This window comes from Psychrobacillus sp. FSL W7-1493 (assembly GCF_038004905.1).
Lineage (GTDB): Bacteria > Bacillota > Bacilli > Bacillales_A > Planococcaceae > Psychrobacillus.
This window is the reverse complement of sequence record NZ_JBBOSB010000001.1, coordinates 2900763-2917626: the sequence shown is the minus strand read 5'-3', so window position 1 is coordinate 2917626 and position 16864 is coordinate 2900763. Positions and strand designations below refer to the sequence as shown.

Below are 16864 nucleotides of genomic sequence, written 5' to 3'. Positions count from 1 at the left end.
TGTAAGCGAGGAGGATTCGTATGGTACAAGAAATATTAATAGAATTGGCAAAAGGGATTGGACGTTTCTTCCTTCATCCAGCTGTTTATATAACACTTCTTTTTTCTGTATTAATCGGATACTTTCGGGTGAAGAGAGAGAGAAAACAATTTCGAGCGAGAATACTTTGGGGTTGGACAGAGGCCAAGCATTTTTTGCTAGATGGTTATGTATGGGCAATTATTATATCTGTAATTAGTGTGGCGGTTGGATTGGTTATACCGTCCAGTTGGTTAATGGTTTATAGTGTATGGATGATTTTATTTGTTCTACTCTTTATGTATCAGGCCGGTTCTGCAATTTATGCAATTGCCTTAGCGGTAGCTACTTTTTATATCATGTTTTTCTATGATTGGTCTTATGAAATATTTTCATGGGAGATTGTTGGACAAGATATAGATGGACAAGTCATTGTTCCAATTGCTATTTTAGCAGGTTTATTGCTGATAGCAGAGGGTTATATTATCCAAAAGCATGGAGCGACAAATGCTTCGCCTAGATTGGTTAAAACGGCAAGAGGCAGCGAGGCAATGGAATATGTTACTAAACGACTTTGGTTGTTACCGATTCTATTAGTCATACCTGGAGATGTTATACATACATATCTACCGTTTTGGCCACAGTTTACTTTAGGAGAGTCTACATTTTCTTTAATATTGTTCCCTTTTGTAATAGGCTTTCAACAAAAAAGCAGACATTCGCTGGCAGAGAATTTTTTCCCTATGTACGGAAAAAAGGTGTGGCAATTAGGAATAATCGTGACAGTTGTAGCAGCGGTAGGCTATATAGAACCACTTATCAGTCTAATAGCTTTGGCGTTGGGAGTAATAGGAAGACTAGTAATATCCTTTGTTGAGTATAGAAGAGAGCGTAATGGCTCCTTTGCTGTGTCTCCGCAATCAAATGGGGTAATGATTGCTGGTGTGCTTTCCGACTCTCCAGCAGAAAAGATGGGCTTAAAAATTGGAGAATGTATAGTTAAAGTAAACGGACAAAAAGTAACAGATGAGCAAGAGCTTTATGAAGCTGTTCAAATCAATGCAGCCCATTGTAGATTAGAAGTATTGGATCATAATGGAGAGCTTCGATTGAGACAGCATGTTTTGTTTAGACATGACCATTACAGACTAGGATTAATCTTAGTAAGGTAGGAGAAACAATGGAAACTTTATCTATACCAACACAAGTGATACTTGCGATTGTTGCACCTGCTTTGTTAGTTGTGCTATTTACTCGAATTACCTTTAATCGATATGTGGCCTTGCTACTAACAGTCGCTCTCTTCGCAGCATCTGTGTATGCAGGCTATACTCATCGTTGGTGGATTTATATATTAGATGCTGCATCTCTGACATTTGGATTTTGGTATGCTAGCTATATGAAAGCGCGCGACAAAAAATCCGCCCCATAAAGGGCGGATTTTTTTTTACCTATCGACTGATGGAAATTAATAGTTTAGTAGACTTCCTCAAACAGGGGGGGGCAAGAGGAAGTCAATTGGTAAAGTGAGATACTTGGATTGGTGCAACACTTCAAGCCGTAAGTGCAACACTTTCCCATTTAGCGCAACACTTCGGGTAAAATGCGCAACACTTGAAGTCATTCCCGCAACACTTTGCCCATGTACAATACTTTCAGCGGCTACTGCAACACTTCTACCCAAATGCCAAAACTTCACCATTTAACCATAGGCTATCATTCAGCGAATCAGGTATTCATCTCAATCTTGCTTCTTAGCTAGCGCTTCTTCATATTCCTTTCGTACGTTGTGAAGCAGTTCAGCATCAGTTAGGATGCGATAGCCGGTATTGGCTAGAGCCTTAGCTCCCTTAATTAGTGCTTCGTCGCCAAGCTGGGATTTGGCAGCTTCACGGAACTCGATGGTGTGACCTACTAAATCATCTGGACCAATTTTAATATGTGGATGGGCAGTAGGGACAGCATAGCTGATGTTGCCAGCGTCTGTTGATCCTTTGCCTTTTCGTTTTTCTGTATGGACAAACTCTCCTACTGCCTCAAGCTCTTCATGAAGAATTTCATCTAATTTAGAATTTAATACAAAGTCCTGAACCTCGTTTTGGAATCGCTCAATTCGTACGGAGGCTCCTGTTGCAAGTGCTGCGCCATTTGCAATAGCATGGACTTTTTCTGCTACTTCCTCTGTTTTCTTCCAGCTTTCTGCTCGGATATAGAAGCGAGCAGAAGCGTAGTCAGGAATAATGTTTGGAGCATCTCCACCGTGGGTGATGATTCCGTGGATACGTACATTGCTTGGAAGCTGCTGACGAAGGGCATTAATGCCATTGAATAAAAGAATGACAGCGTCTAAAGCGTTTATTCCTTTCTCTGGAGATCCAGATGCATGTGCTGCTTTCCCATGAAAATGAAAATCTAATGGATCCACAGCCAGTGTTTCACCAGTTAAAGAAGTCTTACCAGAAGGGTGAATCATTAGTGCAACATCAACATCCTTAAGGAAACCGTGTTTTACAAAACTTCCTTTTGCACTTCCATTTGGTCCACCTTCCTCAGCGGGAGTCCCAAGAACGACTACGTTTCCTCCTGTAAGAGGGAGGGCCTCTGCTAAGGCAATTCCAGCTGCAACGCTCGTTGTTCCGATAATATTATGCCCGCATGCGTGACCTAGTCCTGGAAGGGCATCATACTCTGCAAGGTAAGCTACGGTTGGCCCTTCTTTTGCTCCCTTTTTTATAGCGTAGAAGGATGTTTCATGGCCTGCAACGGAAGTAGTTACCTCGAAGCCGGCGTCACGTAGTAGCTTTACATGTTTTGCACTAGCGAAGAACTCCTGGTTGCCGATTTCAGGATTATTATGGATTTCCTGACTGACCTGCACGTATAATTCTTTGTTTTCCTCAATTGACTTTAACAATAATTCCTTTGGTTCTTTTACAATACTCATCTGTATTCCTCCTATTTTTATTTGATTAGATCTTCAAATGTTTTATCTAGTTGTTCTTGCGTTAAAATAACTAAAGCGGATCCGCCTTTTGTATCCTCGGTGATAACTTTTTGGATATCTTCTTCTTGATATAATTCGACAATACGTGTGTATGTTTCGTTATTTTTATCTTCTCCACGGGCTACTATTGTGTTGACATAAGGATAGATGGATTCATCCTTTCCTTCTTCTTTATATATAGGGTCCTCACCAGGTGAGAAGCCAGCCTGACCAGCAACGCCGTTATTGATGATAGAAGCAGTAACGTCCGGCAACACTCGTGGTGTTTGTTGGGCAACCATCGGAATAATATCTAAGTTCAATGGGTTTTCGACAATGCCGCTTGGATCTCCAAAAAGCCCGAAGCTATCTGAAAGGGTGATTAAATCAGCAGACTCTAACAAACGAAGTGCACGAGCCTGGTTAGATGGGTCATCTGGAATAGCAATTTTATCGCCTTTTTTGATTTCACTAATGTCTTTAATTTTTTCCGAATAAACGCCAAGAGGAGCAAACATGGTTGAACCAATTGGAACAAGGTCATTTCCACTTTCCTTTACGTATTGGGATAGGAAGGAAATATGTTGGAAGGCATTTAAATCGATATCTCCCTGTGCTAAGGCATTATTGGGTAAAGTGTAGTCTGCAAACTCTATTAACTCGATTTCAATACCTTCATTTGCTGCTTTCTCCTTTAATATTGGCCACTGGGCACCATCTGAGCCATTCACACCAATTTTCACTTTAACTGTATCTTTGTCTGAAGCAGCTGAAGAGTCGTTACAAGCTGCTAAGACTATTGCTGCCAAAAGAGCAATTACTAATAAACTAATTTTTTTCATATCTATTCTCCTTATCGTCTGATGAATTTTTTTGATAATGCATTACCTAACCACTGGGCAAGCTGAACTAATACGATGAGTATAACGACGGTTACGAGCATGACACTTCCATCGAAACGCTGATATCCATAGGTCATTGCTATATGGCCTAGTCCGCCTCCACCGACTGTTCCTGCCACAGCAGAAAAGTCTATTAAGCTAACAGTTATAAAGGTTAAGCCGAGAATAAGAGGTCCTAGAGCTTCAGGTATTAAAACGGTAAATATAATTCGTAATGGACTTGCACCCATCGCTTGCGCTGCTTCTATCACCCCGGGATCAATGCTAACTAAGTTATTTTCCACAACTCGAGCTATAGAAAAGCTGGCGACAATGGTCATTGGGAAAATGGCGGCTGCAGTTCCAATAGTTGTTCCCATTACAAATCTAGTGAGCTGAGAGATGGCCACTAAAAAGATGATAAAGGGGATTGGTCGAATAATATTGATTAATATGTTCAACACTTGAAAAACAATTTTGTTTTCTAAAATGTTTCTTTCTCGTGTTACGAATAATAGAAGACCAATCGTTATTCCTAAAATAGAACCAAATACTAAAGTGGCAATAACCATAATAATGGTTTCCCCAGTAGCTTCTACAATCCTTGGCCAGAAAGTACTCCAATCAACTTTCATGCTTTGCCACCTCCTGAATGTCAACGATTGTCTCTAGCTCATTAATGGCACTTTGTATTGCCACCGTGTCGCCTTCAAAAGACACGATTAAATCTCCAAAAAGCCTTTCCTGTAACTCTCGTATAGAACCATAAACAATATTGAAATGAATGCGATGCTTCTGAGTTATTTGAGATAAAATGGCTTTATTTGTTACGTCGCCCTTGAAGATTACTCGATAAAAGCCGTTGCCTCCTCGAGAACGCCAATCCTCTAAAATTTGTGGAGAAGGTAGATCCTGTTGTACAGATCGTATAAAGCGCTGAGAGGTAAGATGCTGTGGATCAGTAAATACATCGAATACGTCTCCTGATTCAATAACCTCTCCATTTTCCATTACAGCTACTCGATCGCAAATGGACTGAATGACGTGCATTTCATGTGTGATTAACAAAATGGTAATTCCAAATTCCTTATTCACCTTTTTAAGTAAGCGAAGAATTTCTGCAGTAGTTTCGGGATCCAATGCAGAAGTTGCTTCATCGCAAATGAGAATATCAGGTGATGTTGCAAGAGCTCGAGCAATGCCAACGCGCTGTTTTTGTCCACCAGACAACTGGCTTGGATAATCTTTCTCTTTATCAGAAAGCCCGACAAAGCTAAGAAGTTCATTCACCCTTTTTGTAATTTCATTTTTACTCAAGCCCGCTAGCTTTAGAGGGTAAGCTATATTTCCGCCAACTGTTCGAGAGTGGAACAAGTTAAAGTTTTGAAAAATCATTCCAATATTTCTTCGTCTTGCTCGTAACTGTTTGGAAGTCAATGATTTAACATCGATATTCTGAATAAATACAGAGCCTGCAGAAGGACGTTCCAGCATATTAACTAGTCGGAGCAGCGTACTCTTTCCCGCACCACTAAATCCTATGATGCCAAATATCTCACCTTCTTTTATTTTTAGAGAAACATCTTTTACTGCATGCACCTCCCGCTTGCCAAGACGAAAGGTCTTGGAAACATTTTTAAACTCGATCATTCAAATTACCTCCTCATACATCATTGGTTCGTTACAGACAAAAGATAGTCATCTACCTTTCTATCACGAGAAAAAGAGAGCTTCCTTGTTCTTATCTAAAAATGATAAGAAAAAGAAAGCTCTCCAGAATTTACGAAAAAGCCAACTTTTCTCATCTTTCAAGCATTGCGCTTGCAGGAGTTGGCACAGTATTCAAAGATTTGAACCTGTTGCCGAAACGTCATAGGGCCTGATCCCTCGGTTTCTCTAGATAAGAAAGTGATGTGCTATTTAATTGTTGTAAGAATTGTTTTAAACTTTAAACAATAAAAACATAACAGTCAAGAGGTTTTCAAAATTAGGGTAATTTGAACTATAATATGCAATATTTAAATTACAAATTTATTAAAGTCACGGACAATTAAGAGAGAATTATTAAAAATATAAAGTTTTGTACTCTACGAGGAGGCATTCGTCGGTGAACGATAAGCTATCAGACGTCGCTGCCACTCTATCATAATTCGTAAAATGCATGTTTAATAAAATGAATTTTTTGAAGAAATTAACCCCTTTATATAAAGAGGCTATAAACTGCTAAAAAACCAACTGTTCCAAGGACTACTACCATCACATTTTGAAATAAAAAGGCGAGAGTAAAAGCAATGATTGCACCTATAAAACCAAATAAAATATCGCCTTCTTGTATGTATAAAACTGCTGGAAATATTAATGCCCCTAAAACAGCAAAAGGGATATTACGTAATATACCTGAAATAACAGGTGGCAGTTCCTTGCCTTCTAAAAATGTTAAAGGAAATGCTCGAGGAATGTAAGTAACAACTGCCATACCAAAAAGCATCCACCAATACCAACTACCCAATTTATAACACTCCTTTTGGCAAGCTTTTTTGTTTTCTTGCATAGATGATTTCAACTAGAATAGAAGAAGCAAGTGTTGCGACTAATATAGCCCATCCAGTAGAAAGTAAGCTAGTCCAGTAAAAAAAAGCATTAATCACAGCAGAAATGAGGGCTAGCATGACTACTTTTCGGTTATCCTTCATAGACGGGACTAGTAATCCTATGAACATGGCATATAAAGCTATAGCCATCGCTGCTTTTAAAAAAGCAGGGAGGTTTGCACCAATCGCATGACCAATTGCAGTGAAGACAACCCAGCTACTATAGGCAATAATCACGACACCAAATGCAAACGGGGTGGAAATTTTCTCGCCTTTTTTAGTAGCAAGAACCGAAAAGGCTTCGTCCGTTATCCCAAATGCATAAATTCCTTTTATCCATCGTTTCTCGCTTTGCATCTTTTCATTGAGTGATGCCGTCATAAGAAAGTGACGGATATTTACTACAAAAGTATTTAATACAATTAATATAGGGTCTACCCCTTTTGTAATAAGCGTTAAGGACATATATTGGGCTGCTCCAGCGTAGACAAATATGCTCATGGCGGTTGCCTCCAGAAGAGACAATCCTGAGGTTTTTGCTAATAGGCCAAAGGTGAGAGCTACGGGAAAATAACCAATAGCGATACTTAGTCCATCCCGCATCCCGCTAGCGAAAGATCTATTCACAAAATATTCACATCCTTTTTACATAATGAAAAAATTATACTATAAGAATATAGTTTTATGTATACAATAAAAGGGGAAAGTATAAATATACATAGGCGGAGGAGAGAGACATGCCAGATTGGTTATCGTTTGAGACACTTACTGATTTAACAAAAGAATATCGGACACTTGGCCCGATTATCGGCATTTTTCTGCCCTTTCTGGAAGCCTTTCTGCCATTTTTACCATTAGTGGTTTTTATCGTTGCTAATGTAGCTGCTTATGGTTTATTGTTTGGATTTTTATTATCATGGGTTGGTTCCTTTGTTGGAGCTTATACTGTATTTTTAGTTATTCGTAAATATGGACGGGCCAGAGTTTTAGGTTTTATAACTAGGCATGAAAGAATACAAAAATTAATATTATGGGTAGAGAGGAATGGTTTTGGACCACTATTCCTATTGATCTGTTTCCCTTTTACTCCATCTGCTCTGGTTAATATCGTAGCAGGGTTATCGAATATAAAAAAACATACGTATTTATGGACTGTAGCCTCAGGAAAGCTCATTATGATTTTTGTCGTTAGCTTTATCGGCTCAGATCTTAAAGCGCTTGTTACACAACCGGTTCGAACTGCAATTGTTATCCTAATTATTGCTATCTTATGGTTTATTGGAAAGCGTGTGGAAAAAAGAATTGAAAAGAGAGTAGAAGAAGACATAAGTGGGGTCAATATAAAAAGAAAGAGAAAAAGAGGAGAGACATTTGAGTAAATTTAAGCAGGAGACAATGGAATGGGTCATTGCCATAACTATCGCTATAGCTATTGTAGTCGTAGTTAGAATGTTTCTTGTAACAAATTATGAAGTTAGTGGTAAGTCGATGATGCCAACCCTTGCGGATAAGGATAGGGTATTAATTAGTAAAATCTCTCCAATCAACCGTATGGACGTCATCATTTTTAACAATGGAGAGGAAGACTTTGTAAAGCGTGTCATTGGGTTGCCGGGAGACACAATCCGGTATGAAAATGATGAGCTATTTGTGAACGAAAAACAGATAAAGGAGCCATTTCTAGAAAGTAATCTTGCTTATAAAAATCCAGATGAACATTTTACCGAAGACTTTAATTTACTTGAATTAACTGGCAGTAATACGGTACCGAAAGGCAAGCTTTTTGTACTTGGAGATAATCGAATTGCCAGTCTAGACAGTCGGTATTTTCATTTTATAGATAAAGATGAAGTTATTGGAGAGGTTAAATTCAAATACCTTCCATTGGCAGATGCCACCTTCAATTTTACGTCCGAATAATTTCCCTCACTTGACTATGTTTTGTACAATAGAGAGTAGGAGATTATTCGTTTTTTTTATGGAAAGGAGCTTGTTTAGCTTGTCATTACGAATTATTAGTGGTCGGTCTGGATCCGGTAAGACAAAGTTTATACAACAAGAAATTGTTCAATCAGTAGATGCGGCTCCATTCGGAGATCCGATTTTTTATATAGTACCTGACCAAATGTCATTTTCCAGTGAATATGACATGGCCGCTGATTCAGGGGTAACTGGAATTATTCGCGCCCAAGTGAGTACATTTAAACGGCTTGCTTGGCGTGTTCTTCAAGAAACAGGTGGTATAGCTAAAGAAGAAATTAGTGGCTTTGGCTATCGTATGCTTATTCGTAGCTTATTAGAGGACAACAAGGACGAATTTACTTTGTTTAAGCGTGCATCTACTAAACGGGGGTTCACTGACCAAATAGAAGTGCTATTGAAGGAATTTAGTCGTTATTGTGTGGACTCCTCTTCGATGAGCAATGCCTTTAGCAGCTTAAAGGCTGTCGATGCCCCTCAAACATTATTAGATAAATCCTCGGATATTATGATGATGCTTGATTTAATCGAACAAAGGCTAGGGACAAGCTATGTAGACGGAGAAGGGTATTTAACAATACTCGCAAATAATATTAAGGACTCCTATCTATTGGAAACCTCAGAAATTTATATTGATGGGTTCACCTCCTTTACTGCTCGAGAGCTAGAAATTATTCAAGCATTGATGAAAAAGGTGAAGAGACTATCTATTGCACTGCCGATGGAGAGTCTTTCAGATGCCTATGATGAGCAATCTCTTTTCTTCCAGCCTGCTAATACAGCTGCTAGATTAATTGAAATGGCTCAGACTGAACACGTTCAGGTAGAGGAAACGATGCATTTTAAAGATCAAAGACGGTTCGTAGCAGAAGAGCTTGCTCATATTGAAGCTAATTTCGATCAAATACCAGCTTCTCAAATTATGTCTAACGGAGCACTAAGGCTAACGGAGGCAATGAATAGACGCGCCGAGATTCATGCGGTTGCTAGACAAATTAGAGATTTAGCTCATTTTAAAAATGTCCGCTATAACGAAATGGCAATATTACACCGGGATACTGAAAGTTATGAAGGGCTAATAGAGACAACCTTTCCCCAATATGAAATCCCATTTTTCATAAGTAAAAAGAAATCTATGCTTCACCATCCTCTGATCGAGCTCAGCAGAACAGTTTTAGAAATTATTCAATCTGATTGGAAATATGAGCCGATGTTCCGAGCGATTAAAACGGATCTTTTCTTCCCGATCGATGCACCTAAAACGATGTGGAGAGAGCGAGCAGATCGTTTAGAGAATTTCGTACTGTCCTTTGGTATATACGGGGATAGATGGTTTGATAGTCGAAGATGGGTGTACAAAAAGTATAGAGGCCTAGAATTCTATTCAAAGGTACAAACGGATGAAGAGCTTAGTATTCAGGCTGATATTCATGCTGCGAGAGATATTCTTATCCAGCCGATAAAGAATCTGGCAGATGCCCTGGAGGAATGTAATACAGGAAAAGATATAGCTATTGCGCTCTATACCTTTATGGAATCATTACAGGTGTACGAAAAACTGCAAAATCTTAAAGAAGTGGAGGAGGAAAGCGGACAGCTGTTGCTGGCTACAGAGCATGACCAAGCATGGAATGAATGGGTCGATGTGCTAGACCAATTTGTTCTAATGTTCGGAGAGAAGGAAATGTCTCTCGAAGAGACTATGAAAATCCTTGACGAGGGCTATGACCAGTTAGAGTTTTCTCGCATTCCTCCATCGATTGATCAGGTGATTGTTGGAAACGTGGATACTGCGCGTCTGACAAATATAAAAGCGGTTTTTGTAGTTGGAGTGAACGATGGTGTGTTTCCAAAAAGAATCGATCACGAGGGCTTGCTGTCGGATACGGAGCGTGAGTGGTTCGCACAAGTAGGCTTCGAGCTAGCACCGACTTCTCGAATGAGATTGCTCGATGAAAATTACTTGACGTATAAAGCCTTTGCTACGCCTTCTCACTATTTGTATGTTTCCTATGCTATTGCCGATAGTGAAGGGAAGGCTCAGTTGCCTTCCATGTATATTAGTAAACTCCAACAGCTTGTAGGAGGGGTACCACTAGAAATAGCGGTAATCGACCCTTCTGATATAAAGGACCCTAGCTTTAGTATGACGTTAATCAGCCACCCGAGAACGACTCTTGCTTACCTGTCGATGCAGTTACGACAGGCTTTACAGTCTGGAGAGTTGTCAGATGAATGGCAGGCTGTGTATCAGTATTATATGGAGGATCCTTATTGGTCAACGCTTATTAAGCGAATTATTCGCCCAATGCTGCGTGGAAACAAAACAGACCTTCTATCCTCGAATATAACGGCTGCTTTATACGGAGAAACGATTAATTCCAGTGTTTCAAGGGTTGAAAAGTATTATAGCTGTCCGTTTGCCCACTTTGCTGGTTATGGGTTAAAGCTAGAGGAGCGTTCAGAATATCGCTTAGAGGCACCGGCTATGGGAGATCTTTTTCATGCTGCAATGAAATGGATTTCAGATGAAACCTCTCGCTTAGATTTAACGTGGGGACAGTTGACTAGAGCACAATGCATGCAGCTTGCCAAGCAGGCAGTCGACCATATCGTACCAATTTTTGTACACCAACTATTGTTGAGTACAAATCGTTATCGTTATATTCAAAGAAAATTAGAGCAAATCGTTGGAAATACGTTAGTGGCATTAAGCAGACATTCCAAAGTATCTGGCTTCGTACCAATTGCTATCGAGGCAGGCTTTGGTCCAGGCGAACAATTGCCACCTCTAGAGATACCATTAAAACATAGACGTAAGATGCAATTGCGTGGAAGAATTGACCGAGTGGACGCAGCGAATGTAAATGGCAATATGTTCATGCGTATCATTGACTATAAGTCCTCCAAAAAGGGTCTTGATCTCAATGAAGTGTATCACGGTATTTCCTTACAATTGTTAACGTACTTAGACGTTGCTGTAGAAAATGCTAAAATATGGCTCCAGGAAGAAGCAGAGCCTGCTGGTGTACTTTATGTTCATATGCATAATCCGTTTATTCAAAGCGAGAAGGAATTAGAGGATGAGGAGCTACAGGATTCCATATATAAATCCTATAAAATGAATGGACTGTTGTTATCGGATCCAGAAGTGATTACAGAGATGGACGAGCAAATAGATGGATTTTCGAAGGTAATTCCTGTCCGGATGAATAAGGACGGCAGCCTTTCCAAATCCTCCTCAAAAGTTGTAGAACCAAATCAAATGAAACTTCTTCAAACCTTTGTCCGTAAAAAGCATGAACAGGCTGGGAACGGCATGAACGCAGGTGACACGAGAGTATATCCATATGTCATGAAGGATAAGATGCCTTGCCAATTTTGCTCATATAGGAGCGTTTGTCAATTTGACCCGCAGGATCCGGAGCAAAAGGTGCGAGTGTTAAAAGTAGATAAACCAGATATTATAGCGGACAAGATACAAAAGGAGATGAGTACAAATGAAGATTCCTAAGATGCCTGATGACTTAACTTGGACACCAGCGCAGTGGAAGGCAATCTGGGCAACTGGTTCAGATGTGCTCGTAGCTGCCGCTGCAGGTTCTGGTAAAACAGCTGTGCTCATCGATCGACTTATACAAAAAGTGATTGCAAAGGAAAATCCAATAAACGTAGATGAATTGCTAGTCGTTACATTCACAAATGCTTCAGCAGCAGAAATGCGTCATCGAATGAGAGAGGCATTGGAAAAAGCGATTGCCTTGGACCCTAACTCAAATCATTTAAGAAAGCAGCTGACGTTGTTAAACAAAGCACAGATTTCCACCTTGCACTCCTTTTGTTTAAACATTGTGCGTCAGTATTCCTATATGCTTACAATCGATCCGGGCTTTCGAATAGCAGATGACACAGAGGCAGCTCTTCTGCGCGACGATGTACTTGCAGACATCCTAGAAGAAGCGTACCAGACAGAAAATCCAGAAGCTATGTATCTATTATCCGACAGCTTCACCTCCGATCGAGATGATCAATCGATTGAAGTGATGATCGATAAGTTATATACGTATGCTCGTGTGCATCCAGAGCCAAAGAAATGGCTACTAGCTATCCCGGAAGCTTATGAGCTAGACAGTGACATGACGATAGATGAACTGCCATTCATCGACCCATTAAAGCTCGCAATAATTTATCAGCTGGAGGAAGCGATGGCGCTGGCAGAGGATATTCGAAAGCTTGCGAATCTTCCTGATGGCCCTGCTCCACTCGAAGACACGGCTAAAAATGATCAACAACTTATACAAGAAGCCATACGCTTACTGAAGATGGGGAGCTGGCAGGACGCGTACTATTACTTCCAAGGTTTAAAATGGGGGAAAGCTGCCTCCATCCGAAAGGATTCCTGTGATGAAGAGCTGAAAAAGAAGGCTACGACTAAGAGAAATAAGGCTAAAAAGGTAGTCAACGATCTCAAGGATAAATATTTTACGCGCACACCTGAACGACTTTTAGAAGAGATGAGATTAATGGCTCCTCACTTAAAAACATTAGTAAATCTTGCTATTTCTTATGGAGAAAGATACACTGCAGCAAAAAATGATAGAGGGCTAGTAGACTTTTCTGACCTCGAGCATTATGCCTTAGAGATACTCACTGATCATGATGAGGACGGAAATTTAGTACCTTCAGCTATCGCAAAGGAATATCAGGAGCGATTTAAAGAAGTGCTCGTGGATGAATACCAGGATACTAATAATCTCCAAGAAACTATTCTTCAATTAGTTAAAAGCGGTGATGAATTAACTGGGAACATGTTCATGGTTGGAGATGTAAAGCAATCTATTTACAGATTCAGACTTGCCGAGCCTATGCTTTTTCTTGGAAAGTATCGCGTATTTAATGAAGAGCCATTAGAATCTGGAGTGAAAATTGATTTAAATGCAAACTTCAGAAGTCGTCAAGAAGTGCTCCATGGAACGAACTATATTTTCCAACAAATTATGGGTAAAAATGTTGGAGAAATAGATTATGATGATGCTGCTTCCTTAAAGCCTCAAGCTCCATATGATGACAAAGACGCAGCGGTAGAGCTTGCTTTGTTATATGAAGTGGAAGATGGAAGTGCCGAGGTAGATTCAGATGAGGAGGATTTTTCATCTGTTGATGCCGAGGAGGAATTAAAAAAATCTCAAGCAGAGGCACGTTATATTATTTCAAAAATAAAAGAAATGATATCGAGCGGACATTCAGTGTATGATCCATGGAAAAAGAAAGAACGACCAGTACAATATAGCGATATGGTTATTCTCATGCGGTCTATGACCTGGTCACAGGAAGTCAATGAACAGTTTAAAGAGGCTGGGATTCCTTTATATGCAGAGCTTTCCAAAGGCTACTTTGAAGCGATAGAAGTTCTCATCATGCTACATACCCTACGTACCATTGATAATCCTTACCAGGATATTTCATTAGCTTCTGTTCTTCGAGCACCTTTCGTTGGTTTAACCGAATCAGAGCTTGCCCTTATCCGATTAGCTGCACCGAAGGAATCCTTTTATGAAGCGTTGAAGCTATTTGTCTCAAGTGGTGGAGCAGGCTTATCCTCTGAGACGGCAGAGAAGCTCCAAAGATTCCTGCTACAATTTGAGGATTGGAGAGATCTTAGTAGAAGAGGCTCTTTAGCAGACTTAATATGGCAAATCTATTTGGACACCCATTATTATGAAATTGTTGGCTCTATGCCCAACGGAAAGCAGCGCCAAGCGAACCTACGTGTGTTACATGACCGAGCAGTTGCTTATGAAAAGACATCCTTCCGTGGATTGTTCCGTTTCTTACGATTTATTGATCGGATGAGAAAGCGTGGAGACGATTTAGGTGCAGCTAGATCTATTAGTGAAAAAGAAAATGTTGTTCGCTTAATGACCATCCATTCCTCTAAAGGTCTGGAATTTCCTGTAGTGTTCCTCGCAGGTATGGGAAGACCATTTAACCAAATGGACTTTAATGAGTCATATTTATTTGACCAAAACTTTGGACTTGCCGTAAAGGCAATAGACCCTATCAAACGTATTTCCTTTACATCGCTTCCATTCCTAGCGGTAAAAGAAAAGAAACAAATGGAACTAAAAGCAGAGGAAATGCGAGTTCTCTATGTGGCGATGACTCGTGCCAAAGAGCACTTATTCTTAGTAGCAACTATAAAGGACTTAGCAAAAACCCTAGATAAATGGGAGGATTCTCAAACACTTATGAGTGATGAGATGATCCCAGATTATAAAAGGGCGAAAGCGAAAGGATATTTGGATTGGATAGGTCCTGCTCTTGCTCGACACCGGGATTATAGTCAGCTATCTCAAATAAACGAGGCAAACATAGTGGAGGGTCCCTCCAAGTGGAATATAGTTGCTAAGCATATAGATGAACTTAAAGTTCACCAGGAGGAAGAGAAAAAAGAGGAAACTTCGCTTCAAGGACTTCTGCAGCTAGAAAATACTGCGGTACTAGACGATATAAAGAAAATTTTTGATACGCGTTACGAATTCGAGGGGTCCACTCATAAACGTTCTAAGCAGTCAGTGAGCGAGATGAAGCGACTACAATTATTGTCCGAGCGCCATGATGAAGAGTTCTTTGGCCCTACTACTACTCCTTTAAAAAGTAAAGTGGCTAAGCGTCCTTTCTTTTTACAGGAAGGAACGAAGTTGACGGGAGCAGAAGCAGGTACTGCTGTCCATGCATTTATGCAGCATGTAGATTTATCTGAACGAAAGACCGAAGAACAAGTACTGGCATTTGCAGAGAGGCTAAAAGAACGAGAAATCATTACTAATGCTGAAAAAGAAGCGATTAATCCACAAAAGATGGTCCCTTTCTTTCATTCCGAAATGGCCGAACGTTTGAGAGTTGCTAAAAAAGTAATGAGAGAATTTCCTTTTACCTATGCTTTAGTTGATCAAGATGGCGATAAGCAGATTGTCCAAGGGGTTGTAGACTGTTTATTCCAAGAAGATGATGGTCAGTGGGTGCTGCTAGATTATAAAACAGATAAAGTAAAGCATTTACAAAACAACGAGAATCTTTTACTACAAGAGATGAAAAACAGATATGCAATACAGCTTTCGTTATATGAAAAGGCTATCGAAGACATCTTGAAGGTCGATATAAAAGAGAAAGTATTATATCTATTTGATATAAATAAAACAGTAGTTATTTAGGGGGAAGTTTGGTGATTTTACCTACGCAAGAAAAAGAAAGAATCATTTCTATCGATGTAATGAGAGGCTGTGCTTTACTAGGGATCTTTGTAGTAAATATGCTATTTTTTCATGGCCCGTATATTTATGTGAATCCATATGACTGGTATCAAACTCCAGCTGATCAAGAAGCCTATAAGTGGATTGATATTTTCGTACAAGGCAGTGTCTATCCACTGTTTGCGATGCTATTCGGATACGGATTAGCAATGCAATTTATGAAGTCTGAGTCAAAGGGTACCTCCTTTTCTCGCCTCGCAGTAAGTAGGCTATTGATACTACTAGGAATTGGGTGTATTCATGCGTTTCTGATCTGGTCTGGTGACATTTTGATTACCTATGCATTAGCCGGATTGTGTTTAATAGTGTTAATGAAGTTAAAGCCTCTATGGTTAATGCTAATTGCAGCTTTATTGTATTTACTACCTAATGGCTTGTTAACTGGATTGGTCTACTTCATGACAAAATTAGCTCCTGACCAGTCCGTTCTTTATACAGCAATTCAAAAGGTAGAGGAATCGGCCGTAGCCTATTCACAAGGATCATGGTTTGATGTATTTGGACAAAGGTTAGCTGATTGGCTATACATGCAAGGCTATGGTCTAAATGTTGTACTTATTCTTTGTACGATATTGCCGCTTTTAATGCTTGGTTCGGCTGCTGCAAAGCTAAGACTAATCGAGCGAGCGAGAGAGCTGAAGCTATTTTGGATCATTACAGTAATTATTGCGATGACAGCAGGAACTGCTATTAAGTGGTTACCGTTTAGTCAAGGTGATGATTTATTTACAATGACTGCACAAGACACTTTTGGTGGGCCTCTTCAAGCCATTGCTTACGGTGGTTTCCTTGCATTGATTTGTACAATTCCTATAGTAGGAAAACTATTATCCCCAATTGCTAAAGCTGGAAGAATGTCTATGACCATTTATTTAATGCAATCTATTCTTGCAACTACTATATTCTATGGTTATGGCTTTGGTTTATACGGTAAGGTCGACATAGCGACAGGAACATGGATGGCAGTAGGTATCTTTGTGATACAATTGATTTTTGCAGAAATCTGGTTTACTAAGTTCAAACAAGGGCCCGTCGAATTATTGTGGAGAAAACTGACTTATTCGAAAATATGATCGAAAAAGATGAAATTAAACAAAG

13 protein-coding genes and 1 riboswitch are annotated in these 16864 nt (G+C 39.8%); of the genes, 7 read left to right on the top strand and 6 right to left on the bottom strand.

Going from position 1 to position 16864, the window contains the following annotated elements:
- Positions 1–20: 20 nt before the first annotated feature.
- Both MKX96_RS14755 and MKX96_RS14750 read left to right on the top strand, forming a co-directional pair.
- Positions 21–1190 (top strand): PDZ domain-containing protein, encoded by a 1170-nt coding sequence (locus tag MKX96_RS14755; protein ID WP_340884664.1) that lies wholly within the window; start codon positions 21–23, stop codon positions 1188–1190.
- An 8-nt stretch (positions 1191–1198) separates the two neighbouring features.
- Positions 1199–1450: a CsbA family protein gene (locus tag MKX96_RS14750; RefSeq protein WP_169361045.1), complete on the top strand. Its 252-nt coding sequence runs from the start codon at positions 1199–1201 to the stop codon at positions 1448–1450.
- 309 nt (positions 1451–1759) lie between these two features.
- On the opposite strand, the gene MKX96_RS14745 is transcribed toward MKX96_RS14750, so the two are convergent.
- The 6 genes from MKX96_RS14745 to MKX96_RS14720 all read right to left on the bottom strand — a co-directional run bounded on the left by MKX96_RS14745 (position 1760) and on the right by MKX96_RS14720 (position 7076).
- Positions 1760–2962, bottom strand: a complete 1203-nt coding sequence (locus MKX96_RS14745) for a M20 family metallopeptidase (RefSeq protein WP_340884660.1) — start codon at positions 2960–2962, stop codon at positions 1760–1762.
- Positions 2963–2979: 17 nt separating this feature from the next.
- On the bottom strand, positions 2980–3843 hold the full coding sequence (locus MKX96_RS14740; RefSeq protein WP_340884657.1) for a MetQ/NlpA family ABC transporter substrate-binding protein: 864 nt from the start codon (positions 3841–3843) through the stop codon (positions 2980–2982).
- Positions 3844–3854: 11 nt separating this feature from the next.
- A complete protein-coding gene (locus tag MKX96_RS14735; protein ID WP_340884654.1) occupies positions 3855–4517 on the bottom strand; it encodes a methionine ABC transporter permease in 663 nt (220 codons plus the stop codon).
- The gene (locus MKX96_RS14730; RefSeq protein ID WP_340884652.1) at positions 4507–5532 is read right to left on the bottom strand and encodes a methionine ABC transporter ATP-binding protein; all 1026 of its coding nucleotides are present in this window, start codon (positions 5530–5532) and stop codon (positions 4507–4509) included. Before MKX96_RS14730 ends, MKX96_RS14735 begins: the two co-directional genes overlap by 11 nt.
- A 148-nt stretch (positions 5533–5680) precedes the next feature.
- Positions 5681–5789: riboswitch (SAM riboswitch) on the bottom strand.
- 293 nt (positions 5790–6082) lie between these two features.
- Positions 6083–6391, bottom strand: coding sequence for an AzlD domain-containing protein (locus MKX96_RS14725; RefSeq protein ID WP_340884650.1), 309 nt, complete (start codon positions 6389–6391; stop codon positions 6083–6085).
- 1 nt (position 6392) lies between these two features.
- Complete coding sequence (locus tag MKX96_RS14720) at positions 6393–7076, bottom strand: AzlC family ABC transporter permease (protein ID WP_340886060.1); 684 nt, start codon at positions 7074–7076, stop codon at positions 6393–6395.
- 134 nt (positions 7077–7210) lie between these two features.
- On the opposite strand from MKX96_RS14720, the gene MKX96_RS14715 reads away from it, so the two are divergent.
- The 5 genes from MKX96_RS14715 (at position 7211) to MKX96_RS14695 (ending at position 16839) form a co-directional block, all read left to right on the top strand.
- Positions 7211–7852 (top strand): TVP38/TMEM64 family protein, encoded by a 642-nt coding sequence (locus MKX96_RS14715; RefSeq protein WP_340884648.1) that lies wholly within the window; start codon positions 7211–7213, stop codon positions 7850–7852.
- Positions 7845–8393 (top strand): signal peptidase I, encoded by a 549-nt coding sequence (gene lepB, locus MKX96_RS14710; RefSeq protein ID WP_340884645.1) that lies wholly within the window; start codon positions 7845–7847, stop codon positions 8391–8393. The genes MKX96_RS14715 and lepB overlap by 8 nt, the downstream gene beginning before the upstream one ends.
- A gap of 79 nt (positions 8394–8472) precedes the next feature.
- Complete coding sequence (addB, locus tag MKX96_RS14705) at positions 8473–11967, top strand: helicase-exonuclease AddAB subunit AddB (protein ID WP_340884643.1); 3495 nt, start codon at positions 8473–8475, stop codon at positions 11965–11967.
- Positions 11954–15667, top strand: a complete 3714-nt coding sequence (gene addA / locus MKX96_RS14700) for a helicase-exonuclease AddAB subunit AddA (protein ID WP_340884640.1) — start codon at positions 11954–11956, stop codon at positions 15665–15667. The genes addB and addA overlap by 14 nt, the downstream gene beginning before the upstream one ends.
- 11 nt (positions 15668–15678) lie before the next feature.
- Complete coding sequence (locus MKX96_RS14695) at positions 15679–16839, top strand: DUF418 domain-containing protein (protein WP_340884637.1); 1161 nt, start codon at positions 15679–15681, stop codon at positions 16837–16839.
- Positions 16840–16864: the final 25 nt, after the last annotated feature.

Excerpts from the sequence above, each read along its gene's own strand:
- MKX96_RS14755 (WP_340884664.1), top strand. The coding sequence starts at position 21 with ATGGTACAAGAAATATTAATAGAATTGGCAAAAGGGATTGGACGTTTC.
- MKX96_RS14750 (WP_169361045.1), top strand. The coding sequence starts at position 1,199 with ATGGAAACTTTATCTATACCAACACAAGTGATACTTGCGATTGTTGCA.
- MKX96_RS14745 (WP_340884660.1), bottom strand. The coding sequence starts at position 2,962 with ATGAGTATTGTAAAAGAACCAAAGGAATTATTGTTAAAGTCAATTGAG.
- MKX96_RS14740 (WP_340884657.1), bottom strand. The coding sequence starts at position 3,843 with ATGAAAAAAATTAGTTTATTAGTAATTGCTCTTTTGGCAGCAATAGTC.
- MKX96_RS14735 (WP_340884654.1), bottom strand. The coding sequence starts at position 4,517 with ATGAAAGTTGATTGGAGTACTTTCTGGCCAAGGATTGTAGAAGCTACT.
- MKX96_RS14730 (WP_340884652.1), bottom strand. The coding sequence starts at position 5,532 with ATGATCGAGTTTAAAAATGTTTCCAAGACCTTTCGTCTTGGCAAGCGG.
- MKX96_RS14720 (WP_340886060.1), bottom strand. The coding sequence starts at position 7,076 with ATGCGGGATGGACTAAGTATCGCTATTGGTTATTTTCCCGTAGCTCTC.
- MKX96_RS14715 (WP_340884648.1), top strand. The coding sequence starts at position 7,211 with ATGCCAGATTGGTTATCGTTTGAGACACTTACTGATTTAACAAAAGAA.
- addA (WP_340884640.1), top strand. The coding sequence starts at position 11,954 with ATGAAGATTCCTAAGATGCCTGATGACTTAACTTGGACACCAGCGCAG.